This is a genomic window from Azoarcus indigens, assembly GCF_004361735.1.
GTDB classification, from domain to species: domain Bacteria; phylum Pseudomonadota; class Gammaproteobacteria; order Burkholderiales; family Rhodocyclaceae; genus Azoarcus; species Azoarcus indigens.
On record NZ_SNVV01000015.1, the window covers coordinates 101996 to 125006 of the forward strand.

Annotated in this window: 21 protein-coding genes; 11 read left to right on the forward strand and 10 right to left on the reverse strand. The window is 71.4% G+C overall.

Features of this window, described 5'->3' with window-relative positions; genetic code table 11:
- Positions 1-116: 116 nt before the first annotated feature.
- The 8 genes from C7389_RS16720 to C7389_RS16755 all read right to left on the reverse strand — a co-directional run bounded on the left by C7389_RS16720 (position 117) and on the right by C7389_RS16755 (position 8786).
- Positions 117-1067: a UDP-glucuronic acid decarboxylase family protein gene (locus tag C7389_RS16720; protein ID WP_133593560.1), complete on the reverse strand. Its 951-nt coding sequence runs from the start codon at positions 1065-1067 to the stop codon at positions 117-119.
- Positions 1067-2056, reverse strand: coding sequence for a glycosyltransferase (locus C7389_RS16725; RefSeq protein WP_133593562.1), 990 nt, complete (start codon positions 2054-2056; stop codon positions 1067-1069). Before C7389_RS16725 ends, C7389_RS16720 begins: the two co-directional genes overlap by 1 nt.
- A 68-nt stretch (positions 2057-2124) precedes the next feature.
- Positions 2125-3123 (reverse strand): glycosyltransferase family 2 protein, encoded by a 999-nt coding sequence (locus tag C7389_RS16730; RefSeq protein ID WP_133593564.1) that lies wholly within the window; start codon positions 3121-3123, stop codon positions 2125-2127.
- Positions 3120-4850, reverse strand: coding sequence for a carbamoyltransferase family protein (locus C7389_RS16735; protein ID WP_133593566.1), 1731 nt, complete (start codon positions 4848-4850; stop codon positions 3120-3122). The genes C7389_RS16730 and C7389_RS16735 overlap by 4 nt, the downstream gene beginning before the upstream one ends.
- A 3-nt stretch (positions 4851-4853) precedes the next feature.
- Positions 4854-6155: a glycosyltransferase family 9 protein gene (locus C7389_RS16740; RefSeq protein ID WP_246034827.1), complete on the reverse strand. Its 1302-nt coding sequence runs from the start codon at positions 6153-6155 to the stop codon at positions 4854-4856.
- A complete protein-coding gene (locus tag C7389_RS16745; RefSeq protein WP_133593568.1) occupies positions 6152-6799 on the reverse strand; it encodes a D-glycero-alpha-D-manno-heptose-1,7-bisphosphate 7-phosphatase in 648 nt (215 codons plus the stop codon). The genes C7389_RS16740 and C7389_RS16745 overlap by 4 nt, the downstream gene beginning before the upstream one ends.
- Entirely contained in the window at positions 6790-7527 is a 738-nt protein-coding gene (locus C7389_RS16750) for an SDR family oxidoreductase (RefSeq protein WP_133593570.1), read from the reverse strand. The genes C7389_RS16745 and C7389_RS16750 overlap by 10 nt, the downstream gene beginning before the upstream one ends.
- Positions 7524-8786: a glycosyltransferase family 4 protein gene (locus C7389_RS16755; RefSeq protein WP_133593572.1), complete on the reverse strand. Its 1263-nt coding sequence runs from the start codon at positions 8784-8786 to the stop codon at positions 7524-7526. The genes C7389_RS16750 and C7389_RS16755 overlap by 4 nt, the downstream gene beginning before the upstream one ends.
- 518 nt (positions 8787-9304) lie before the next feature.
- Here C7389_RS16755 and C7389_RS25175 point away from each other — a divergent pair.
- From C7389_RS25175 to C7389_RS16770, 3 genes are all read left to right on the forward strand, one after another.
- Positions 9305-10345 (forward strand): BON domain-containing protein, encoded by a 1041-nt coding sequence (locus C7389_RS25175; RefSeq protein ID WP_211342522.1) that lies wholly within the window; start codon positions 9305-9307, stop codon positions 10343-10345.
- Between the two features lie 71 nt (positions 10346-10416).
- On the forward strand, positions 10417-10854 hold the full coding sequence (locus tag C7389_RS16765; protein WP_133593574.1) for a PRC-barrel domain-containing protein: 438 nt from the start codon (positions 10417-10419) through the stop codon (positions 10852-10854).
- Positions 10855-11077: 223 nt separating this feature from the next.
- Positions 11078-13762 (forward strand): ABC transporter transmembrane domain-containing protein, encoded by a 2685-nt coding sequence (locus tag C7389_RS16770; protein WP_133593576.1) that lies wholly within the window; start codon positions 11078-11080, stop codon positions 13760-13762.
- 33 nt (positions 13763-13795) lie between these two features.
- Here the strand turns inward: C7389_RS16770 and C7389_RS16775 are convergent, their stop codons facing one another.
- Positions 13796-14038, reverse strand: coding sequence for a hypothetical protein (locus tag C7389_RS16775; protein ID WP_133593578.1), 243 nt, complete (start codon positions 14036-14038; stop codon positions 13796-13798).
- 353 nt (positions 14039-14391) lie between these two features.
- On the opposite strand from C7389_RS16775, the gene C7389_RS16780 reads away from it, so the two are divergent.
- From C7389_RS16780 to C7389_RS16790, 3 genes are all read left to right on the forward strand, one after another.
- On the forward strand, positions 14392-14985 hold the full coding sequence (locus tag C7389_RS16780; RefSeq protein WP_342773512.1) for a ferritin-like domain-containing protein: 594 nt from the start codon (positions 14392-14394) through the stop codon (positions 14983-14985).
- 103 nt (positions 14986-15088) lie between these two features.
- Complete coding sequence (locus C7389_RS16785; protein WP_133593580.1) at positions 15089-15979, forward strand: ZIP family metal transporter; 891 nt, start codon at positions 15089-15091, stop codon at positions 15977-15979.
- Between the two features lie 16 nt (positions 15980-15995).
- Entirely contained in the window at positions 15996-16457 is a 462-nt protein-coding gene (locus C7389_RS16790) for a DUF421 domain-containing protein (protein ID WP_133593581.1), read from the forward strand.
- A 148-nt stretch (positions 16458-16605) separates the two neighbouring features.
- Here C7389_RS16790 and C7389_RS16795 read toward each other — a convergent pair whose 3' ends face one another.
- Entirely contained in the window at positions 16606-17103 is a 498-nt protein-coding gene (locus C7389_RS16795) for a YciE/YciF ferroxidase family protein (RefSeq protein ID WP_133593583.1), read from the reverse strand.
- Between the two features lie 530 nt (positions 17104-17633).
- Here C7389_RS16795 and C7389_RS16800 point away from each other — a divergent pair.
- The 5 genes from C7389_RS16800 to C7389_RS16820 all read left to right on the forward strand — a co-directional run bounded on the left by C7389_RS16800 (position 17634) and on the right by C7389_RS16820 (position 22582).
- Positions 17634-17870: a DUF2795 domain-containing protein gene (locus C7389_RS16800; RefSeq protein ID WP_133593585.1), complete on the forward strand. Its 237-nt coding sequence runs from the start codon at positions 17634-17636 to the stop codon at positions 17868-17870.
- Positions 17863-19269 carry a DUF4254 domain-containing protein gene (locus tag C7389_RS16805; protein ID WP_246034829.1) on the forward strand — a complete coding sequence of 469 codons (1407 nt, stop codon included), beginning with the start codon at positions 17863-17865 and terminating at the stop codon, positions 19267-19269. The genes C7389_RS16800 and C7389_RS16805 overlap by 8 nt, the downstream gene beginning before the upstream one ends.
- A 3-nt stretch (positions 19270-19272) precedes the next feature.
- Entirely contained in the window at positions 19273-20412 is a 1140-nt protein-coding gene (locus C7389_RS16810; RefSeq protein ID WP_133593587.1) for a glycosyltransferase family 9 protein, read from the forward strand.
- Between the two features lie 153 nt (positions 20413-20565).
- On the forward strand, positions 20566-21951 hold the full coding sequence (locus C7389_RS16815; protein WP_133593590.1) for a cytochrome B6: 1386 nt from the start codon (positions 20566-20568) through the stop codon (positions 21949-21951).
- Positions 21952-21961: 10 nt separating this feature from the next.
- Entirely contained in the window at positions 21962-22582 is a 621-nt protein-coding gene (locus tag C7389_RS16820; RefSeq protein WP_133593592.1) for a DUF4142 domain-containing protein, read from the forward strand.
- The last annotated feature ends 429 nt before the right edge of the window (positions 22583-23011 follow it).

Genomic DNA, 23011 nt, shown 5'->3' on the forward strand with positions numbered 1-23011 from the left:
GGCCTCGGCGTTTCAGCCGCGCGGCGGCCTGCCTTTCTCCCTCCTCCCTTGCGGGGGGGCGGGGAGAGGGGGCGCCCCGAGGGGGCGGCTTGTCGCCCAGCTTGCGGCCGACCCCCTCACCGCAGCACCTGGTTGAAGTACGCGATGGTGCGCTTCAGCCCGTCTTCCAGCGGCGTGGCGGGCGTCCAGCCGAGGGTGTTGCGGGCGAGGCCGATGTCCGGCTGCCGCCGCACCGGGTCGTCTTCCGGCAGGGGCAGGTAGCGGATGCCGGAGGACGATCCGGTGAGCCGCAGCACCTGCTCGGCCAGTTCGCCCACGGTGAATTCCGCCGGGTTGCCCAGGTTCACCGGGCCGCAGAAATCGTCGGGCGAATCCATCAGGCCCAGCAGGCCTTCTATGAGGTCGTCCACGTAGCAGAAGGAGCGGGTCTGCGCGCCGTCGCCGTACAGGGTGAGCGGCTGGCCGCGCAGGGCCTGGACGATGAAGTTGGAGACCACCCGGCCATCGTCCGGCCGCATGCGCGGGCCGTAGGTGTTGAAGATGCGGGCCACCTTGGTGCGCAGCCCGTGCTGGCGGTGGTAGTCGAAGCACAGCGTTTCGGCGCAGCGCTTGCCCTCGTCGTAGCAGGCGCGCGGGCCGATGGGATTGACGTTGCCGTGGTAGCCCTCCTGCTGCGGGTGTTCCGCCGGATCGCCGTACACCTCGCTGGTGGAGGCTTGCAGGATGCGGGCGTTGCCGCGGCGGGCCAGTTCCAGCAGGTTGAGGGTGCCGATGACGCTGGTGCGCACCGTCTGCACCGGGTCTTCGCGGTAGTGCAGCGGCGAGGCGGGGCAGGCGAGGTTGAAGATGCAGTCCACCTCGGCCTCCAGCGGCGTGGTGACGTCGTGCGCCAGCAGCGAGAAGCCGGGGTGGGCCAGCAGGTGCTGCACGTTGTCGGCGGCGCCGGTCTGGAAGTTGTCCACGCAGATCACCTCGCTGCCGCGCTCCAGCAGGCGCTCGCACAGATGGGAGCCGAGGAAGCCGGCGCCGCCGGCCACCAGTGCGCGGGGGTGGGACCGGGTAGCCATCAGCCTGTCACCTCCGCGAAAACCTCCTGCCAGTCGGCGACGAAGCGCTGGATGTTGAAGCGCTCCTGCGCGCTGCGGCGGGCCTGGGCGCCCAGGCGGGCGGCTTCGGCCGGGTCAGCCAGCAACTGGCGCATGGCCTCCACCAGCCGGGCGGGGTCGGTGTCGACGTAGCCCTCGTGGCCGTTGCGCACCACGGTCACCAGCTCGGTGGTGGCGAGGCCGACCACCGGCAGCCCCACCATCATGGCTTCGATGGCCGCCAGCCCCAGGCTGGTCCAGCGCACCGGGTGGAAGTAGAAGCGGTAGTGGGCGAGGAAGGCGGGCAACTGCGGATTGGGCACCTCGCCCAGGCCGCCGCAGCTCTCCGCGTCCATGCCCACCAGGTCCAGCGCCACCTGGTCGCGGGCCTGCAGGAATACGTCCGCGCCCAGGCGGCGGCCGCGGCGCGAAAGCTTGTTCACCACCGCGATGCCGCGCGCCAGCTCGCCGCTCCAGCGCACCTCCGGCGGCACCACCACGCCGTGCTCCACCACCCGTACCGGGCTGCGGCCGTTATCCCACATCAGGGCGTTGAAGGGGGTGACGTGCACCAGCAGCGTCTCCGGGTCGTCCACCGGATGCGGCGTGTCGGTGGGGTGGCGCTGCGGCGTGTCGTGCTCCAGGAAGATGCGCGGCAGGCGGCGCTGCGCCGGGCTGAGCAGATCGTACTGGTCTTCCAGGTAGTGGCGGGCGGACTGGAACAGGATGCAGTCGAAGGCGGTGTCGCGCAGTTGGTCCACCGGCACTTCCACCATGTTGTCGCCCCACGGCAGGGCGCCGGCACGGCCGCTGTAACCGGGGGAGCGCGCCGCATCCACCGGCAGCAGGAAGGTGTGCGGCACATGGCCGAGGTAGTAGAGGTAGTTGCCGTGCACATGCCAGGTGAGGATGCGCAGCGGCCGCCGCCTGCTGCCGCGCGGGCTGGAGTGCTGGCTTGGGGGAGGAAGCATGCCTCGGTCTCCTTGTCTCTTGTTATGTCGCCGGCGGGTGCCGGCCTGCACGGATGCGCAAAGCGCCGTCAGGCGAAGGGCACCCGGTAGCGCAGCGCGCCGGCCAGCCGCCAGAACACCGCGACGATGGGGATGACCAGGGAGCTGGCGACGATGTCGGCCACGTTGCTCCAGGTACGCGAGGTGCCGCGCAGCCGGCGCAGCATGAGGCGCAGGGTGAGCAGCAGCCAGGCGGCGCCGGCGATGCCGGCGGCGAGGCGGGCGCCGGCGAGCAGGCAGAGCAGCGCCGCCAGCGCGGCGAGCACCGTCAGGTAGTAGCCCAGCGGCGGCCAGCGGGCGATCTTCTCGCGGTAGAGCCGGCGGTGTTTCTTGAACAGCAGGGCGTCGAACAGCAGGTTGCGGTGCTGGCGTATGGAGGTGCCCGGCGGCGAGCGCCTGGCCGGGTGGATGACGATGGCGGCGGGCGCATGCACCACCAGGCCGCGGGCTTCGAGCAGGGTGAAGTAGAGGTCGGAGTCTTCCCGCCAGGGCCGCTCGAAGCGCTCGTCGAAGCCGCCTATGGCGGCCAGGGCGTCGCGGCGGACGAAGCAGTTGGCGGTGACGAAGCCGGCGCCCTGCAGGCCGGCGGTGTTGCGCTCGGAGTCGGTGGGCGCCTCCGGCAGCGGCACGATGACGTCGCCCCAGGCGGCGGTGACGCCGGTGCGCATCGCCCGCAGGCCCTCGCGCAGCCAGTCGTGCGCCGGCAGGGTGTCGTCGTCGGTGAAGGCGATCACCGGCGCCTGCGCCGCCTGCCAGCCGGCATTGCGGGCGGCGGCCGGGCCGCGGCGGCCGGCCGGCGGCTGCAGGCAGCGCACCTCCACCTGGCTGCGGCTGCGGCGCAGCCAGCCTTGCACTGCGCCTGCCAGCCGCGGCGAGCGGCCGTCATCCACGATGATGACCTCCATGCGGCCGGGCACGCCTTCCTGGGTCAGCAGGGCGTGCAGGCAGCGCTGCAGCTGGCGCGGCCGCCGGCAGGTGGGCACCACCACCGATACCACCAGCGCAGTGCCCGGCTGCAGTGGCCTCATGGCTGCTTCTCCACCAGGAAGCTGCCGATGACCAGCGCGTCTATGGGCGAGGTGAAGAAGGCGGCGATGGCGTCGCGCGGGGTGCACACGATGGGTTCGCCACGGACGTTGAAGGAGGTGTTGATCAGCACCGGTACCCCGGTGCGGCGGCCGAAGGCGCGCAGCAGGGCGTGGTAGCGCGGCTGGGTGGCGGCGCTCACCGTCTGCACCCGGGCGGTGCCGTCCACATGCACCGCGGCCGGAATGCGCCTGGCCTTGTCTGGCGTTACGTCATAGACGAAGAGCATGAAGGGCGAGCGGCCCGGGTTGTCGCGCTCGCAGGAGAACCATTCGGCCACATCCTCTTCCGGCACCGAAGGGGCAACCGGGCGGAAGTCCTCCCTGTCCTTCAGCTCATTGAGCCGTGCCTGCATGCCGGCGTCCAGCGGCGAGGCCAGGATGGAGCGGGCGCCCAGCGCCCGCGGGCCGAACTCCATGCGGCCCTGGAACCAGCCCACCACCTTGCCGTCGGCCAGCAGCCCGGCGGTGCGCCCGGCCACGTCGTCCAGCCGGGTGTAGGGCAGGCGGGCGCGCTTCAGCGCCGCCTCGATGGTGTCGTCGCCATAGCCGGGGCCGAGGTTGGCGTGCTCCATCGCCCACTGCCGCGGCTGGCCGCGTTCCTTGTAATCCACCCACAGGGCGGCGCCCAGGGCGGTGCCGGCATCGCCGGCGGCCGGCTGTACCCACACTTCCTCGTAGGGGCCGTGGTCGCGCAGCCTGGCGTTCATGACGCAGTTGAGGGCGACGCCGCCGGCCATGCACAGCCGCCGCTGGCCGCTGGCCTTGTGCAGCCAGTCGGCCAGGTGCAGCACCGTCTCCTCCAGCGCCACCTGCAGCGAGGCGGCGACGTCGTAGTGGCGCTCCTCCAGCGGCGTGCCGCGGCGGCGCGGCGGGCCGAACTGGTTCTCCAGCAGCAGCGGGGCGATGGTGAAGCCGCCGTCGCCGTCCCACACCAGCATGTCGCGGAAGAGGTCGAGGTGGCGCGGCTTGCCGTAGGAGGCCAGGGCCATGACCTTGTATTCGTCGCTGGCGTGCTGGAAGCCGAGGTAGCGGGTGACTTCCTCGTAGAGCAGGCCGAGGGAGTGGGGGAAGTCGATCTGGCGCAGGCGCTCGTAGCTGCCGCCGCGCCATACCCCCAGAGTGGTGGTGGCGCGCTCGCCGCGGCCGTCCAGGGTGAGGACGGCGGCCTCTTCGAAGGGCGCGGCGAGGAAGGCGCTGGCCTCGTGGGCGAGGTGGTGCTCGACGTAGTTCCAGCGGAAGCCGCCGTGGGCGGCGAGGTTCTCGAAGCGGTCGCGCAAGTGGTGGGGGGCGCCGTCCATCAGCTGGCGCGGGGCGTTGATGACGTAGGAGAGGAAGAGCGGATCCCACGGGCTGTTCCATTCGCCCTCCACCCCCACCGCCGAGGGCTCCAGCGGCAGCGTCAGCAGAGTGGTCTCGCTGCGGCCGGGAAACTGCGCCGGGTCGAAGGAGTAGGCGACCTGGTCCACATCGTCCAGCCGTATGCCGGCCTCGGCCAGGCAATAGTCGATGGCGGAGAAGGGCAGCTCCCAGGCGGAGAAGGGCACCGGCCGCTTAGCGTGCTTGATGCGGCTGAAGCGTTCCTCCTCGGCGGCAGCGACGACGCTGCCGTCATGCACCAGGCAGGCGGCGCTATCGTGGAAGGCCGCGTTGATTCCCAGGGTGTACATGTTTCAGCCTCCGTTGGGGCGAGCGGGGGGAAGGGGGGAGGATGGGCGCAGCGGGGGCGGGGCGGGCGGCTCCGCCACCGCGGTTTCGGCGCCTTCGTCCAGCAGCCGGCGGGCGGCGGCGGCCACCCGCTCCGGCGCCAGCAGGTGCAGGCAGGCGTGGTGGCCCTGCGGGCAGACGCTGCGGTAGCAGTAGCGGCAGGGCACGTCCTCGTAGAGCACCGCCGCCGGGGTCTTCCACGGCGCGTGCTGCGGGTTGGTGAGGGCGTAGAGATCCACCACCGGGGTGCCCAGGGCGGCGGCCAGGTGCACCGGGCCGGTGTTGTTGGCCAGCAGCAGGGCCGAGTCGTCCAGCACCGCGGCCAGCTCGCCCAGCTGCAGCCTGCCCGCCAGCGTGGCCGAGGGACCGGCGCCGAGGCGGATCTCCTCCACCAGCGCCACTTCGCCGTCGTCGCCGGTGAACACCAGCTGCGGCGCTTGCAGGCCGCTCAGTTCGGCGAGCCGGCGCAACGCGGCGGCGAACTGCGCCGGCGGATAGCGCCGCGAGGCCGCGCTGGCGCCGGGGTGCACCACCACATAGGGGCGGCCGGCGTCGATGCCGGCCTCGGCCAGCCGGGCGCGGGCGCGCTCGCGCGCCTGCGGCGGAATGGCGAAGGACAGGCGGTCGTCGTCCGCCACCGCGCCGACGCGGGCCACCAGGTCGAGCTGCCGGCGCACCTCGTGGCGCAGCAGTTCGTGCGGCTCCGGGTCGGCGACCCAGTCGGTGAGCAGGTGGTAGGGGTTCTCGCGGCCGTAGGCCAGCCGCAGCGGAATGCCGGCCTGCCAGCACAGCATGGCCGCCGGCAGCGCGCTCTGGCTGTAGACGGTGAAGATGACGGCGGCGTCGAAGCGGCCGGCGCGCAGCCGGGCCACGGTTTCCGCCAGCGCGGCCGGCGTCGGCGCCGGGCCAGGCATCCACGGGCAGGCGGCGGGGATGACTTCGTCCACCTCCGGCAGGAAGGGCGCCAGCGCCAGCCCGGCGCCGCCGGCCAGCAGGGCGATGTGGCGGCCCGGCAGCTGCTGCCGCAGCGCCCGCAGTGCCGGCGTGGTCATCAGGATGTCGCCCAGGTTGTCCAGCCGTATCGCCAGGATGCGGCTGGCCTGGGCCCAGGGCGAGTTGGCGGCGGCCGGCAGTTCCACCGGCGGTGCCGCCGCGCTGCCGGGGGCGGCCACCCGCTGCGCCATCCAGGCGCTGCCGGGCAGGCCTTCGAGCGCGGCCGGGGCCTCGCCGCCCCGGGGCGGGCCGGAAGAAACGGGTGGCTGCGTCATTCCGCCATTTCCATGGTGGCGCCGGCCAGCGCGGCGGCGGCCAGGATGTCGGCCGCCGCTTCCGTGAGGCTGGCGGCGACGCGGTCTGGCCGCCGCAGCGGCGAGTTGCGCCATTCGGTCTCGGCGCCCACGTCCAGCAGCACGGTGCGGCAGCCGGCGCGGTGGCCGGCTTCGATGTCGTCCAGGATGTCGCCGATGAACCAGGAGCGCGCCAGGTCCAGCTGGTGCTTGCGGGCGGCGCGCAGCAGCAGGCCGGGCGCCGGCTTGCGGCAGTCGCAGCCGCGGCCGAATTCCGGGTGGCTGCCCTGCGGGTGATGCGGGCAGTAGTAGATGGCGTCCAGCGTGACGCCATAGAGGCCGAGCAGGCTGGCGAGGATGTCCCACACCGGCTGCAGCGCCTCTTCCTCGAACTTCTGGTGGGCGAGGCCGGCCTGGTTGGTGATCAGCACCAGCCGGTAGCCGGCCTGCTGCAGCCGCGCCAGCGCCGGTCCGGCGTCTTCGCGCAGGCGCACCCGGGCCGGATCCACGTTGTAGGGGAGGTCGTGGATCAGGGTGCCGTCCTTGTCGATGAAGACTGCCGGCGCCAGGCCGGCGGCCGGCCCGGAGCCGGCGGCAGCGGCATCGACGGTGATGCTCACGGCCATGAGGTCTCTCCCATCGGCAGCACCGAGATCTCGCCGATCACGCTGCCGGCCGGCAGCGTGAGCACCTGGAGCACCGCCTCGGCCACCGCCTCCGGCGGCTGCAGCACGCCGGGGTCGATGTCCGGGAAGCGGTCGAGCAGGAAGGGCGTGCGCATGCCGCCGGCGATCACCGCGGTGACCTTGATGCCCTGCGGCCGCAGCTCCGCATGCAGCGCGTGGGAGAAGCCGAGCAGCGCCCACTTGCTGGCGTGGTAGGCGGAGGCATTGGGCCAGGCGCGCTTGGCGGCGGTGGAGGCGATGTTGACGATGTGGCCGCCGGCCCCCGGCCGCATCTGTGCCACCACCCGCTTGGTGAACAGGAAGGGGCCGCGCAGGTTGGTGGCCATCACATGGTCCCACTGCGCGACTTCCAGCTCGCCGATGGGCAAGGTGTAGTCCACCCCGGCGTTGTTGATCAGGATGTCGATGGCGCCGAAGCGTTCGCGGGCGGCGGCGATGCAGTCGGCCACCTGGATGTCGTCGCCAACGTCCACCACGCAGTGCATGGCCTGGTGGCCGCATTCCACCAGCTGGCGGGTGGCCTGCTCGGCGAGGTCGGAGCGCACGTCCACCACCACGACGCGGGCGCCGGCGCCGCACAGAGCGTCGCACAATGCCTTGCCGAGGCCGCGGGCGCCGCCGGTGACGAGGGCGGTCTTGCCTTCCAGGGGGCGGGTCTGGGTGTTCATAGGCTCATCATCCTTTCGGTGGTCTGGAGGGTGGGGGAGGGCTGCAGGCTGCGATAGACGGTTTCCAGGGCGCTGGCGACGTGGCGCCAGGTGAACAGGCGGCGCACCCGCCGCATGCCGGCCTGGCCGAAGGCGCGCGCCAGGGCCGGGTCGCGCTGCAGGCGGGCGAGGCGCTCGGCCAGCTGCGCCGGGTCGCGCGGCTGCACCAGGTAGCCGGTGCAGCCATCGACCACCGTATGGCGTATGCCGCCGACGTTGGCGCCTATCACCGGGCAGCCGCAGGCCATGGCTTCCAGCGGGGTGATGCCGAAGGGCTCGTACCAGGGCGTGGTGACGAAGACGCTGGCGGCGGAATAGAAGTCGCGCAGCGCATGGCGTTCGCGGCGGCCGGTGAACACCACCTGGTCCTCGACGCCGGCCTCGCGGGCGACCGCCTGCAGGCGGCCTATTTCCGGCGTGAGGGCCGCATCCGGCTCGGCGGATTCGCCGCCCACCACCAGCAGCCTGGCCCGCAGGCCGTGGCGGCGGCGCAGTTCGCCCACCGCCCGTATCACGTTGTCCACGCCCTTGCGCGGCACCATGCGGCCCAGCTGCAGCACCACGAATTCGTCCTCCGCCAGGCCCAGGCGCCGGCGCGCGCCGCCGTCGCCCGGCCCCAGCTCGGCGCTGTCCACCCCGCAGGGCACCATGGAGATGCAGCGCTTGTCCGCGCCGTAGAGGGAGATCAGATCCTCCCTGTCCTGCGGGCACTCGGCGATCAGGCGGTCGGCGTGGAGCGCCAGCAGCTCCTCGATGCGCAGGCGCGCTTCAGGAAAGGTGTCGGCACTGCCCTGGTGGAGGCGGCGGACCTTGCCCAGGGCGTGGAAGGTGACTACCAGCGGCAGGCCGAATGCCTGCCGCAGGCGCAGGCCCACCAGGCCGGACATGAAGAAGTTGGCATGCACCACGTCGTAGGGGCGGGATGGCGGCGCGCAATGCAGCGCCACGCCGTCGCCGAATTCCGCCATGTAGGGCAGCAGCTTTTCCTTGGGCACCGGCCGCGGGGGGCCGGCGGCAATCGGCAGCACGCGCACATTCGGGGCGAAGGCGATGGCTGGCGGCAGGCCGGGGTCGTCCCGGCGGGTGAACACGTCCACTGTGTGGCCGGCGCGGCCGAGTTCGCGGGCGACATAGGCGACGTAGACGTTCTGGCCGCCGCTGTCGGTACCACCCTGCACGGCAAGCGGCGACGCATGTTCGCTGATCAGCGCAATTTTCATTTTGAGAACCTATGTCGGGGGAATCGCTTGTGCTTCGCCTGGGGCAAGCGCTGTGCCCGGCCTTGGGGGAACCGCGGGGAAGCCCGGCGCTTTTCCCACCGTGTAAGTTCGCCCGGCGCGGGGAAAGATTTACTGCGCCGCGGCAAGCGCGCGCCCGGTTTCCACGGAACGGAAAATGCGGGCCGGACCCGGAAGCCGCGCGGCCAGTGGGCTGCAGGCCTTTCCGGCTTGACGCTGGCGGCGGAGCGCGGCACCTGTCCTTGTGCGCCGCAGCGCGCGCACGCGCGGGGCTGCAAGAGGGGACAGACGCCCGGCCCGCGGCCCTCTCCGGCCGCCAGGGAGGCGGGCCGCAGGGCCCTCCCCGGCGCTGCCGCTTCTGGCCGAAGACAGTGCGGAACCCCGGGTGCGGGGCACGGCGATTGCGTCGGGGTGGAGACGGAAGGCGCCGCGGTGGTGCCGGGAGGCGCTCTTCCATCCCATGCGCCCCGGACGGGGCGGAGAAAAGAGGAGCCGAGACGATGAGAACACGATATCCGCAGTCTTCCCCCTACCAGAACGAACGCGAGCAGATGCGCAACGAGCTCGGTGTGCGCGGCGTGGGCGAGGATTCCGACTACGACCTGCCGCCCGGGCACTGGAGCGACGACCAGGAGATGCAGGACATCTATGGCCGCCGCTTCAGCCGCCAGGCCGGTTCCGAAGGCCAGAGACAGAGCGGCGAGCAGCGCGCCGGCGGCCAGCGCGGCCGGCCTGGCGAGGAGGCCTTGCGCCCCGCCGGCCGCCGCGGCTACCGCGAGGACGAAACTTCCCGCTACGGCGGCGAGGACTACACCACCGATCCCTTCGGCCGGGATGAACCGCGCTTCGGCGGGGCTTACGGCGCCCCCGGCGAGTACGGGAGCGGTCGCGGCGAGCGCGACTTCGGCGGGCGCGACTTCGACGAAGCGCCCTATGACCAGAGCTATGCCCTGCGCCGCGGCTTTGGCCGTGGCAACGCCGGCGGGGGCGGAGAGCGCGGTGGCCAGCGCGGGGGGGAATCCGGCGGCGGCAGCCGCGGGCGCAGCCAGCCTGGGCATTGGGGGGCCGACCAGGGCGATCTGCGCTCCACGCTGGCCAGCGGCTCCAGCAGCGGCTACGGCGTCAATGCCGGCGGCCAGGCATGGAGCGATGTCGCCCGCGACCGCAAGGGCCCGCGCGGCTATGTGCGTTCCGACGAACGCATACGCGAGTTCATCTGCGAGCGCCTCGCCCAGCACCACCGGCTGGATGTCAGCGACGTCGGCGTGGAGGTGAGAGAGGGCTGCGTCACCCTGGAAGGCACGGTGCCCGAGCGCTCGATGAAGTATGCGATCGAGGAAACCGCCGACAACTGCTGGGGCGTGCGGGATGTGGTGAACCACATCCGGGTTGCGCCGCGTGGCGGCTGGAGCGGTGAGGGCGGGGGCGGCGCCTGGGGCGGGGCCGGCAGCGAGCGCGGCATGGGTTCCGCCGTCGGCGCCTCGGAGGCCGATCCCCAGGCGGTGGCTTCCGTCGCGGGAGGGCCGCAATCAAAGGAGTGACGCCGGCGATGCGCCGCTTTGCCGCCACCGGCGGTACAGGCGCATCGCCGCGCTCGATGGAGGAAACGGCCATGTCAGGAGAATATCCACCCGACGGGGAGCGCCCCGCCATCGTTGGCACCGAAACCCGCACGCCCCGCGGACCGGGGCCGGACGTGATGGCCGCCAGCACCCTGCAGGGCGACGCGGTGGTCAATGCCGATGGCGAAGACCTGGGCAAGATCAAGGAGATCATGATCGACGTGCCCAGCGGCCGGGTGGCCTACGCGGTGCTGTCCTCCGGCGGCTTCCTCGGCCTGGGCGACAAGCTGTACGCCATTCCGTGGATGGCCCTCACGCTGGACATCGGCCGCAAGTGCTTCGTGCTGGATGTGGATGCCGAGCGGCTGAAGAACGCGCCCGGCTTCGACAAGGACAGCTGGCCGAGCATGGCCGATACCACCTGGGCCAGCGAGGTCCATGCCTACTACGGCCAGCGCGCCTACTGGCAGCCGGCCGATTACCTGTAGGCACGGCCTGCCCCAGGCTGGCCTCCCGGCAGCCGTCCAGCCCCTGAACGGCGGGGGGCCTGGGCGGCTGCCGGGGCATGCGCCCCTGTGTCCCCCGCGGCCGGGTGGGGCGCGGCCACGACGGCGCACTCTTGAAGCGTCCCTGCGCCGGCCCTGCAATCCCCCGAAAACCCTCGATCGCCGCGCGCCTTGAGCGGCCCACGCTCCCCACTCCCTTACGCCCATGCCAGAACCGGCCTCCCAGTCGACCACCGCCTTCGCTCTCCGCCTGCTGGGGTCGGCGCTGTCGCGCTATCGCCAGCGCACCCTGGCCGCGCTGGCGCTGGTCATCCTCGCCAAGCTGGCGGCAGTGGCGGTGCCGCTGGCGCTGAAGGGCATCGTCGACCAGCTGGGCGCGGTGCCGGCTTCGGTGGTGCTGCCGGTGTTCCTGGTGCTGGGCTACGCCCTCCTGCGCTTCCTCGGCACCTTCTTCAGCGAGGTGCGCGATCTCGTCTTCGTCCGCGTCACCCAGAGCACGGTGGCGAATTTCCTGCTGCAGGTGTTCGCCCACCTGCATCGCCTGAGCACCCGCTTCCATGCCAAGCGGCGCACCGGCGGCCTCACCCGCGACGTGGAGCGTGGCACCGCCGGCATCGGCTTCCTGCTCGGCGTCGGGCTGTTCACCATCCTGCCCACGCTGGTGGAGATCGCGGCGGTGATCGCGATCATGAGCCTCAACTACAGCAACGGGTTCACCGCCATCATCCTGCTCACCTTCCTGTTCTACACCACCTTCACCGTGGTGTTCACCGAGAAGCGGGCGATCTACCAGCGGGCGCTGAACAACCTGGATTCCACCGCCAACGGCCGCCTGGTGGACAGCCTGCTCAACCAGGAAACGGTGAAGTACTACACCAACGAAGCCTTCGAGCAGCGCCGCTTCGGCACCATCCTGGAGGAATGGGTGGAGATAGGCGTGAAGAACCAGAAGGCGCTCTCCACCCTGCACATCGGCCAGAGCGGGGTAATCGCCGTGGGCGTGGCCAGCGTGATGCTGCTCGCCACCCAGAACGTGGTGCAGGGCACGATGTCGGTCGGCGACCTGGTGCTGGTGAATGCCTACCTGATCCAGATCTGCCTGCCGCTGAACTCCCTCGGCTTCGTCTTCCGCCAGGCGCGGGACGCGGTGGTCAATGCCGAGAAGATGCTGCGCCTGCTGGAGCAGAAGCCGGAGATAGAGGACAGCGCCGCTGCCCCCGACCTGGCGGTGGCGCGCGGCGAAGTGCGCTTCGAGCATGTGGATTTCGCCTACGAGCCCAGCCGCCAGATCCTGTGGGACGTGAGCTTCACCATCCCGCCCGGCGCCACCGTGGCGGTGGTGGGCGGCAGCGGCTCAGGCAAGTCCACCCTGGCGCGCCTGCTGTTCCGTTTCTACGAGGTGGGCGGCGGCCGCATCGCCATAGACGGCACCGACATCCGCGACATCTCCCAGCGCAGCCTGCGGGCGGTGCTGGGCATCGTTCCGCAGGACACCATCCTGTTCAACGACACCATCGCCTACAACATCGCCTACGGCCGGCCGGGGGCCAACCTGGCGGACGTTATCGAGGCGGCGCGGGCCGCCCATGTGCACGACTTCATCGCCACCCTGCCGGAGCAATACGACACCGAGGTCGGCGAGCGCGGGGTGATCCTCTCCGGCGGCGAAAAGCAGCGCATCGCCATTGCCCGCGCCATCCTCAAGAACCCGCCCATCATGGTGTTCGACGAAGCCACCTCGGCGCTGGACACCCGCTCCGAACGCGCCATCCAGGAGGAGCTGGACCGCCTCGCCCGCAGCCGCACCACGCTCATCATTGCCCATCGCCTGTCCACCGTGGTGGATGCGGACGAAATCCTGGTGCTGGAACACGGCCGCATCGTCGAGCGCGGCACCCACGAACAGCTGATGCAGCAGGACGGCCTCTACGCCCAGCTGTGGCACCTGCAGCGCCAGCAGCAGGAAATGGAGCAGGCCGAGCACGGCATGGCGATGCAGCAGGTCAACCTGGTGGCCCTGCTGGCGGGAGTGATAGACGGCCTGCGGACGGAGATCGACGCCCGCGGCGTCGGCTTCTACAGCACCATCGCCGCCGAGTCGGCGCGCGTCGTCGGCGACCCCGGCCGGCTGCAGCAGGTGATGTGGAGCCTGGTCTTGCGCGCGGTGACCGCCAGCCCGCCCGGCGGCCGGGTGGAGTGGCGCATCGAGCGCGCCGGCACCCATCTGCGCGTCAGCTTCCGTCATGCGGCGGCGCCCGGCGCGCTGCCGGACGGCAAGGGCCTGTCGCCGGCGGACGTGCGCGCCATCGTCGAACAGCATGGCGGCCGCTACGAGGTGCGCGCCGCCGATGGCGACACCACCGAGACGCGGGTGGAGTTCCCGGTGCAGGCGGTGGAGGAAGCGCCCGCGGCGGCGGGCGGCGCGCCGCCGGTGCTGCCGGCCTCCTCCATCGCCGGCGCCTTCGTGCTGGTGGTGGATGACAACGCCGAGGCGCGCGCCCAGGTGGAGGCGGCGCTGCAGCGCGAAGGCGCGCTGTCGCACGCCTGCGCTTCCGGCGCCGAAGCGCTGCGCTGGCTGTTCGGCACGCCGCGCGACGAGTGGCCGGACGCGATGATCTGCGACGTCGCCCTGGGCGAAGAGGATGGCTACGACGTGATGCAACAGCTGCGCCGCTACGAGGCGGAGCAGGATTTCGGCCTCGCCGAGCGCCTGCCCGCCATCGCCCTCAGCGCCTACGACCGCAGCGAACACCGCATGCGGGCGCTGCTGGCGGGCTTCCAGGTCCACCTCGCCAAGCCGGTGGCCCCCGGCGAACTGGTGGCCGCCGTCGCCAGCCTGCTGGGGCGGCGCCGCAACCACCGCCGGCGGGAGCCGCCGCCGGGGCGCTGAGCGGCGGGCCGGCTGCCCCGCCGGGGCGCGGGTTCAGGCCTGCGGGGGAGTGGCGCGCCAGCCCGCGGCCGGCGCTACAGGCTCCCCCAGCCGGCGGCGGGCGAGGCGCTCGAACTCCGGCGGATCGTGCGCGCAGCACACCTCCACCCGCGGCGCCTCGTCCGCCGCCAGGGCGCACAGGCGCACCTGGTTGAGCAGGCGCTGCCACCTGTCCTTCTGCATCATCCATGGGTACATGCGCAGGCCGGGCGGGCAGTGCGACCGTTCGCCGTCCATCTCCTCGTGGAAGAAGCAGGCGTCGCAGCCACCAGTCCTCCCCGCCGTGCCCGACGGCGATGCCGGCATGGCCCAGGGTGTGACCGGGCAGCGGCACCAGCAGCAGCTCCGGCGGCAGGCCGGCGAGCTGGCGCACCGCCTCGAAGCCGAACCGGCGCCCGCCGCTGCCCGCCGCATACCCCTGCCAGTGCTCCCGGTGGTCCCATTGCCATTCCCCGTTACGCGTTCCTGTCGCGGCATGGCGGCGGGTGCACGCGGCCGGTAAGGCTTACACGGGGGGCCTGCCGCCACCCGGCCTCGCATGGCGCCGTGGCGCCCTCTGCGGCCGGACAAGGGCGGCGGCCGGGGCGGGAATGGCGATTGCCGAAGCTGTGCGGGACCACCGCGAGCCGGTGGATGCCCATCCAACCCAGTACCACCCACGGAGAACGCTGATGGCGACCGACTACAAGGCCAACCTTCTGGACTGGCTGCGCGACGCGCATGCAATGGAGCAGCAGGCCGAGAGCATGCTGAAAGCACAGGCCGAGCGCCTGGAGAACTACCCGGCGCTGAAGAGCCGTATCGAGCAGCACATCCAGGAAACCCTGGGCCAGCAGCGCCTGCTGGAAGAGGCGATCAGGCGCGCCGGCGGGAGTACCTCGGCGATCAAGGATCTGGCAGCCAAGGCGCTCGCCTTCGGCCAGGGGTTGGCCGGCATGTTCATGCCGGACGAGGTGGTCAAAGGGGCGATGAGCGGCTATGTGTTCGAGAACATGGAGATCGCCTCCTACACGGTGTTGATTGCCGCTGCCGACGCCGCCGGCGATACCGAGACGCGGCTGATGTGCGAGCAGATCCTGGCCGAGGAGGTGGAGATGGCCAACTGGCTGCTCAGCCATCTGCCGGAAGTCACCCAGGCCTTCCTGGCGCGGGACGCCGCGCCGGGTGTGGAGGCCAAGCGCTGAGCCGGCGCCGGGCTGCCGGCCGGGAGGGCCGCCATTGCCGGCGGTGCCCCCGGTCCGGCCGGTCAGCCGGGGCGCTCACCCGGCTTTCCGCATGGAGCAGGGGATGAACGTCAAAGCCGGCGGCCTGCAACGGCCGCTTCATTTCGTCATCGCCGCCGCGGCGGCCTTGGGCTTGCTGCTGGTGCTGGTGCAGGCGGGCCACTGGCTGAGCACCTCGGCGCCGGTGCGCGACGCGCTCGCCGCCGGCTCCCTGGCGGCGCTTGCCACCGCGCTTGGCGCGGTGCCCATCGTGGTGGTGAAGAAGCTGAACCCCCGGGTGAACGACAGCCTGCTGGGGCTGGGCGCCGGCGTCATGCTGGCGGCCACCTGCTTCTCGCTGATCGTGCCGGCGCTGGATACGGCGGGTGAGGGCCGCGGCCCCTGGGCGTCGTCCCTCATCGTCGGCGCCGGCCTGCTGCTGGGCGCCTTCTTCCTGATGGTGATGGAGCACCTGACGCCGCATGTGCACGTGGTCGCGCCCGACCGCCAGGACGCCTCCGACCTGCAGCGGGTGCGCCGCCTGTGGCTGTTCGTGTTCGCCATCGTGCTGCACAACGTTCCCGAAGGGCTGGCGATAGGCGTGGCCACCGCCGGCACCGACGCGGCGCATGCCACCGCGCTGACTACCGGCATCGCCATCCAGGACGTTCCCGAGGGGCTGGTGGTGGCCCTGGCCCTGCTCAGCGCCGGGCTGAGGAAGCTGCCGGCGCTGCTGATCAGCGCCGCCTCCGGCCTGGTGGAGCCGCTGGCGGCGGTGCTGGGCGCGGCGGCGCTCGGCTACAGTGCGCCGCTGCTGCCCTGGGGCCTGGCCTTCGCCGGCGGCGCGATGCTGTTCGTGGTGAGCCACGAGATCATTCCCGAATCCCACCGCCAGGGCCATGAACGCTTCGCCACCGCCGGCCTGGTGTGCGGCTTCGTCCTGATGATGATCCTGGATACCGCGTTGACCGCGTAGCGCAACGGAGGTCCCCATGCTCGACATGCAGATGCCCTGGTACGAGTTCGTGCTGCGGGCGGCGGCGATCTACATCGTCCTGCTGGTCCTGGTGCGGGTGTCGGGCAAGCGCACGGTGGGCCAGTTCACGCCCTTCGATCTGCTGGTCGTCACCCTGTTGTCGGAGAGCGTGTCCAACGGCCTCACCGGCAGCGACGAATCGGTGGCCGGCGGCCTGATCGCGGCGGCCACGCTGATAGGCCTGAACCTGCTGCTGGCCTTTGCCACCGCCCGCAGCCGCAGGCTGGAGACGATCAGCGAAGGCTCGCCGGTGCTCATCGCCAGGGACGGCAAACTGTTCGAGGACGTGCTCCGCCGCAACCACGTCGGCCTGACCGATTTCGACAAGGCGCTGCGGGAGGCGGACTGCGACCTGGACGAGGTGAGATTCGCCTTCCTGGAAAACGATGGCCAGATCAGTGTGCTGAAGAAGCGCTGAGGGCCCCGGGGAGGCAAGCCCCGGAGGCGGCGGACATGGCCTGCGCCTTGTTGCCCGGACCCGCCCGCCGGGGGAGGGGGGGGGACGAAATCCGGGCGGAATGAAAACGGCGGCCCGCAGGCCGCCGTGCTCATGCGAACGGACTGTCTCAGCCTGCACCGGCCGCCGCCTGGTTGGCGCCGCCTTCGGCCAACTGGGTCAGCTTCTGGTCGGCGGCCTTCTCCTCCTTCAGCGTTTCCTGCAGCAGCGTCTCGATGCGGTCGAACTTCAACTGCCGTCCCAGCGCCAGCAGCGTGCCGTAGCCGGCAATCTCGTAGTGCTCCACCTTCTGGGCTGCGGCGATCAGGGCGGCGTCGAGCACCGGCCCTTTCTCTATCGCCTCCATGACCTCCTTGCCTTCTTCCACCAGGCCTTCCATGGCCAGGCACTTCATGCGCTTCAGTTTCACCCCGGTGGCTTCCACTACCTGGTCGATGCGCTCCACCTGATGCTGGGTTTCCTCCAGGTGGGATTCGAAGGCCGCGGCCAGCTCGGGATTCGTCGCCGCGCGGGCGAGCTTGGGCAAGGCCTTGGTGAGCTGCTTCTCGGCGCTGTAGATGTCCGACAGTTCATGGATGAACAGGTCTTCTAGGGTCTTCAAGGGCATGGTGCTCTCCTGGGGTTGATGTCGATGACGGGCCATGCATGGCCTCCCCAGTGAGGTAGCAAGGGCGGTTCCCTCCCTGCCGGGCCGCCGGCTGCCGCAGGCTCCGGTGGGCCGCGCCTATCGCGACCCAGCGCACTCCCTAAGCCACGCCCGCCGTGCGGCGGAGGCCTTGTGCCGGTGCCGTGTGCCGGCGCTCTCCCGCTGCTCTCTACGTTTTCCCGCGCTTGTTCGTTTCCGCCGGGGAAGCAGGTCCGATGTCATCGCTTCCCGGCTGCCCGTACCAGGCCGGCAGCTGGAGCATGGGGTGTGCCTGGCGGGGCATCAGGGTTGCGGCCCTGAGCCGTATTCCGCCGGTAAAAGTTTCGGCTGGATGTAGCTTCTTCTTTCCGGCGGGCGGCCGGGAACGCCGGGGGAGGGCCGGGTTGCGGCGCAATATCGGCGCGGCGCGCGGGCGGAAAAAACGCCGGCCCGCGGCGGCGGGCCCCCGCATTGCAAGGAGGCGCAGGCAGTGCTTCTACAGGAGAACCGACATGGCGACAGAACAGCGGCAGCAAGGTCAGGAGCAATCCGGCGGCGAGACGCCCAACCCCGTCCAGATCCAGAAGTTCCTCGGCGGCCTGGACTACCCGGTGGACAAGCAGGCCATTCTCGGCAAGGCGCGCGAGCAGGGCGCCGATCAGCGGGTGATGGACGCGCTGGAGCAGTTGCCGGAGCGTGCCTATGACAGCCCGGTTTCCATCTCCCGGGAGGTGAGCAAACTTGGCTGACTACGCGGCTACCGGCGGCGCCGAGATGATGCTGGACGCATCCGCCGTGGTTGCCTTCCACGACTGCCTGCTGGCCGGCGTGGAAGGCGAGGCCCTGCATCTGGCGGGGCCGTGGTGGCGCTGGATAGAAGAGATCCACCGCTGCAACGCCGCGCTGTGGCGGGAGGAACGCGAAGCCGGGAGCGGACCCGTGACGGAAGGTGCGCGGCGGGCGGTCGAGGCGCTGGGACGGACGCTGCTCGCCGCGCTGGAGATCGGCTCGCCGCCCCACGCCGCGGGGCGCTGCAGCGAGATCGCCAGCGCCATCGTCAATCGCCTCTCCCTGCTGGCGCTCAAGATCCATCACCTGCGGCGGCAGGCGGAGCGCAAGCAGGCGGATGCGGCCTCCCGCATCACCTGCGGCGCCCAACTGGAGGCCCTGGATGAGCAGCGCGCCGACCTCGCCGCCTGCCTGGACCGCCTGCTGTGGGAGGCGCGGGTGGGGGCCATGCGTCTCCGCCTGCACCGCCGTCCCGGCGAGGGCGACCCCGTGCTTCCGCCACGGGGGCAGCAGCAGGTCGCCGGCGAGGTGGCCGTGGCTTCCACTGCCTCCCCCGCCGCGGTGGACGTGCTGATTCCCACCTGCAACCGCCCCGGCGCGCTGGCGGTCACGCTCACCTCTCTCTTCGCCCAGAGCTTGCGCGGTCTGCGCATCGTCATATCGGACCAGGGCGAGCGGTGCGAGGCCGGCCAGGCGGAGGAAGTGCAGGCGGCGCTGCGGCTGATGCGCGCGCGCCAGAACAGCGTGGAGTTGCATCGCCATCTCCCGCGCCGCGGCCTGGCCGAGCAGCGCCATTTCCTGCTCGAACAGGCCCGCGCGCCCTATGTGCTGTTCCTGGATGACGACGTGGTGCTGGAGGCGGACCTGCTGGAGCGCATGCTGGGCGTGATCCGCGAGCAGGGCTGCGGCTTCGTTGGCAGCGCACTGATCGGCATGAGCTACGCCGGCGACGAGCGCCCGCACCAGCAAGGCATCGAGTTCTGGGAGGGCCGGGTGGAGCCGGAGGCGGTGACGCCCGGCGGCGCTGCCTGGAACCGCCACCACCTGCACAGCGCCGCCAACCTCTACCACCTGCAGTGCCGCCTGGGGTTGACGGCCGCGAGCCAGCGCCTCTACCGCGTCGCCTGGGTGGGCGGCTGCGTGCTCTTCGATGCCACCAAACTGCGCGAGGCCGGGGGCTTCGATTTCTGGCGCGAGCTACCGCCAGAGCACTGCGGGGAGGACGTCTATGCCCAACTGCGCGTCATGGCCCGCCACGGCGGCTGCGGCCTCATACCCTCCGGCGCCTACCACCAGGAACTGCCGACCACGGTGCCGCACCGGGAGGTGGATGCTCCCCGCGCGCTCCGCCTGGAGTGAACCATGAATGCCGCCCGCGCCAGCCTGCTGGACCGCAGCCGCGAGGGCCCGCTGGGCCTGGTCGAGCGCATCGCGGTGCTGCGCCCCAACGGCGTCGGCGACCTGGTATTCGCTCTGCCGGCGCTGACCGCGCTGCGCCAGCGCTTTCCCCGCGCGCGCATCGTCTATCTCGGCAAGCCCTGGCACCGCAGCTTCCTGGAGGGGCGCACGCCGCTGGTGAACGAGGTGATCGTGCTGCCGCCCATTCCCGGCGTCGGCGCGCCTCCCGGCAGCAGGGCGGACGAACGGGCCATCGAGGCCTGCTGCGCCGGCCTGCGCTACCGCCGCTTCGATCTGGCCTTCCAGCTCTACGGCGGCGGGCGCTATTCCAACCCCTTCCTCAGGCGCGTGGGCGCTCGCCACACCTTCGGCCTGTGTGCGGCGGATGCCAAGCCGCTGGAATATTCGCTGCCCTATGTCCTGTGGCAGAACGAGCGTCTGCGCTTGCTGGAGGTGGTCGGCATGGCCGGCGCGCAGACTCTGGAACTGGAGCCGCGGCTGCCGCTGCTGCCGCGGGATGTGGACGAACTCCTGGGCAGGCTGGCGCTGCTGCCGCAGCCCTTCGTGGTGCTCAGCCCCGGCGCCAGCGACCCGCGGCGGCGCTGGCCGGTGGAGCGTTTCGCCGCCGTCGGCGATGCGCTTGCCGCCGCCGGCGCCGCGGTCGTGGTGCAGGGCGACAACCAGGAGCGCGGCTTGAGCGCCGGCGTGGTCGCCGCCATGCGGCAGCCGGCGCTGGACGCCGCCGGCATGCTCTCGCTCGGCGGGCTGGCGGCCCTGCTGTCGCGGGCGACCCTGGTGGTCGCCAACGACAGCGGCCCGCTGCACCTCGCCCAGGCGGTGGGCGCCGCCACCGTGGGGCTGTACTGGTTGATCAATCTCTTCGTTTCCGGCCCGCCCACGGTGGCGCGTCGCCGCTATGCCTTTTCGCTGCGCACCGCCTGCCCGGTGTGCGGCCAGGACAACACGGGCCGCCGCTGCGAACACGATCCCTCCTTCATCGCGGACATCGCCGTCGAGGAAGTCGTCGCCCAGGCGCTGGACCTGTGGCGGCAGGAACGCGCCCGGCCGCGCGCGCTGCCGCCGGGCCCGAGCGCATACGCATGAGCCGTCCGCGGCCAGGCGCCAGGCTGCGGGGGCAGCGCAGGGGAGTAAAGCGGGGAGGGGCGCCGCACTCGGGAACGGGGCTTGTAGATTCGCTGCACGCGGCATTCGTCCCGCATTCCGCTTAACGACAAGCCGGTTTTCTGGGAGACCACCATGTTCAAGCCAAAGGCATTACTGCTCTGCTCCATCGCCGTCCTCGCGCCCGGGGCACAGGCCGATCCGCTGCCGCCGGATGCCACCTACCGGCCGCCGCCCACCCAGCCGTTCTCCGAAGTCAAACGGATGGACGAGCAGCAGAAGGCCGCGGTGATGCAGCGCCAGGCCGCGCTGCTCGGCGAGCGCTACGACCTCGCCGACCGCCCGCTGCCGGGCGTGATGATGTCCGGCGGGCGCAAGCCGGTGCAGGGCGGCGCGCGGGTGAAGCTGGCGGCCGGCATGAGCTGGGACCGCCTCGCCAGCCTCGGCCCGGAGGAGATCCGCGAGCGCGACCTGCTGCCCCAGGGCTTCCGCCCGCTGCCGCATGTGAAGCAGGCCACCGGCGGCCAGGTGTTCCCGCAGCGCCAGATCGACGTCATCGCCAGCCTGGAGCAGCGCGACCTGCGCCGCTTCGATGTGGACATGGACCTGCCGGACCACCTCACCCCGGAATTCCCGCCGCCCATCTTCCTCACCACCCATCCGGAGCTGGGCGACGTCTCGCGCGGGCAGGCGCTCACGCTGCGCAATTTCTACGAAATCATGAACGGCATCATCACGCCGGTGCAGATGGAAGGGCTGCGGCTGCTGCTCACCCCCTTCCCGCAGGAGGAGTTCAACCAGACCGAGGACCGCAAGGTCGCCGCCCCCAGCATGGGCGTGGCCTGTCTGGACTGCCACACCAACTTCCACACCAACGCCGCCTTCCACCTCACGCCGGACGTGCGCCCGCAGTCCGCCCGCTTCCGGCTGGACACCAACAGCCTGCGCGGCCTCTTCAACCAGCAGATCCACGGCTCCAAGCGCTCGCTGCGCTCGGTGGAGGATTTCACCGAGTTCGAGCAGCGCACCGCCTACTTCAACGGCGACCACGTCAGCGCCACGCGCAAGGGCGTGCATCTGCCCGACCGCCCCAACCAGGTGGCGATGATGGCGCAGATGCAGAACATCATCGACTTCCCGCCGGCGCCCAAGCTGGATGTGACCGGCCGCCTGATCCCGGAAAAGGCCAGCGCCCAGGAACTGGCCGGCGAGCGCATCTTCAACGGCAAGGGCCGCTGCGCCGAATGCCACGCCGCGCCCGACTTCCTCGACAACCGCATGCACGACCTTAAGCTGGAGCGCTTCTACAAGGTGGGCAAGACGGTGAACGACCAGGTGGCGCTGCCCGACGGCCCGATCAAGACCTTCACCCTGCGCGGCATCAAGGATTCCCCGCCCTATCTGCACGACGGCCGCCTGCCCACGCTGGCCGACACGGTGGAGTTCTTCAACCTGGTGCTGGGCCTCAAGCTCTCGCAAGAAGAGAAGGACGCCCTGCACGCCTACCTGCTCACGCTCTGAGGAGACCTCCATGCGTTCGCCTGCCACCCTCGCCCTGCTGGCCGCACTGGCGCTGCCCGCCCACGCCCAGCTCGGCAACCCCGGCGTGACCGACCCCGCCACCGCCCAAGCCCGCCCCGGCATGCCCGCCGCAGGCGAAACCAACGTTGCCGACCGCCTCTTCCTCAAGCTCGCCGCCATGGGCAACTTCGGCGAAGCGGAAGCCGGCCGGCTCGCCATTGCCCGCTCCTCCGACCCCCGCGTGCAGGCCTTCGCCCGCCAGATGGTGGAAGACCACTCCGCCACCCGCGGCAAGCTGGAGAGCCTTGCCCGCGAGCGCGGGCTGCCGGCCCCCGCGATGCCCCAACCCGACCAGGTAGAGGCGAAGAAGCGCCTGGAATCCCTCTCCGGCACCGCCTTCAACACCGAGTATCTGGCGGTGCAGCTGGCCGACGACCAGAAGACCGCGCACCTGCTGGAATGGGAAATCAACGCCGGCCAGGACGCCGCCGTGCAGCAACTGGCGAAGGAAACGCTGCCGGTGGTGCTGGAGCACCTGCGCCAGGTCCAGGCCCTGATCGCCGAAACCAGCGGCGCTCCGCCGCAGGGCCTGGCCGCGGCGTCGCCGGCGATGCCGGCGAACAGGAGGTGAGGCCGGGCCAGGGCGATGACTCTGGAGCGCACGCCCCCTGGCGCACTCCCTCCCCTTCGCGGGGGAGGATCTGGGAGAGGGGGATATCCCCGCACGGGGGCGACTGCGCTGGAGCTTCGCTGAATGCCCCTCTTTCCTCCGCCGCCGCCCCGGCCTCATAGCCTGCCGGCTCCGAGGCGTTGCGGCGGACGAAGCAGCGCTTTGCTTCTCCACCTGCGCCCGCGCCAGGAGAGGAGCCTGGCCTCCCGATCCCGGACTGCACCGCCCGCCCGGCTCGGCCAGCCGCCCCGCCTTCTCCACCCTCGTAGGCACGCTCCCTCCCCCCTCGCGGGGGGAGCAACCGTGTTGGCCGTCAAGCGGGCGATGGGCTCCATGGGGTGTTGTTCTTGATCATGGCGTTCATGATGGTCAGGAGCTTGCGCATGCAGG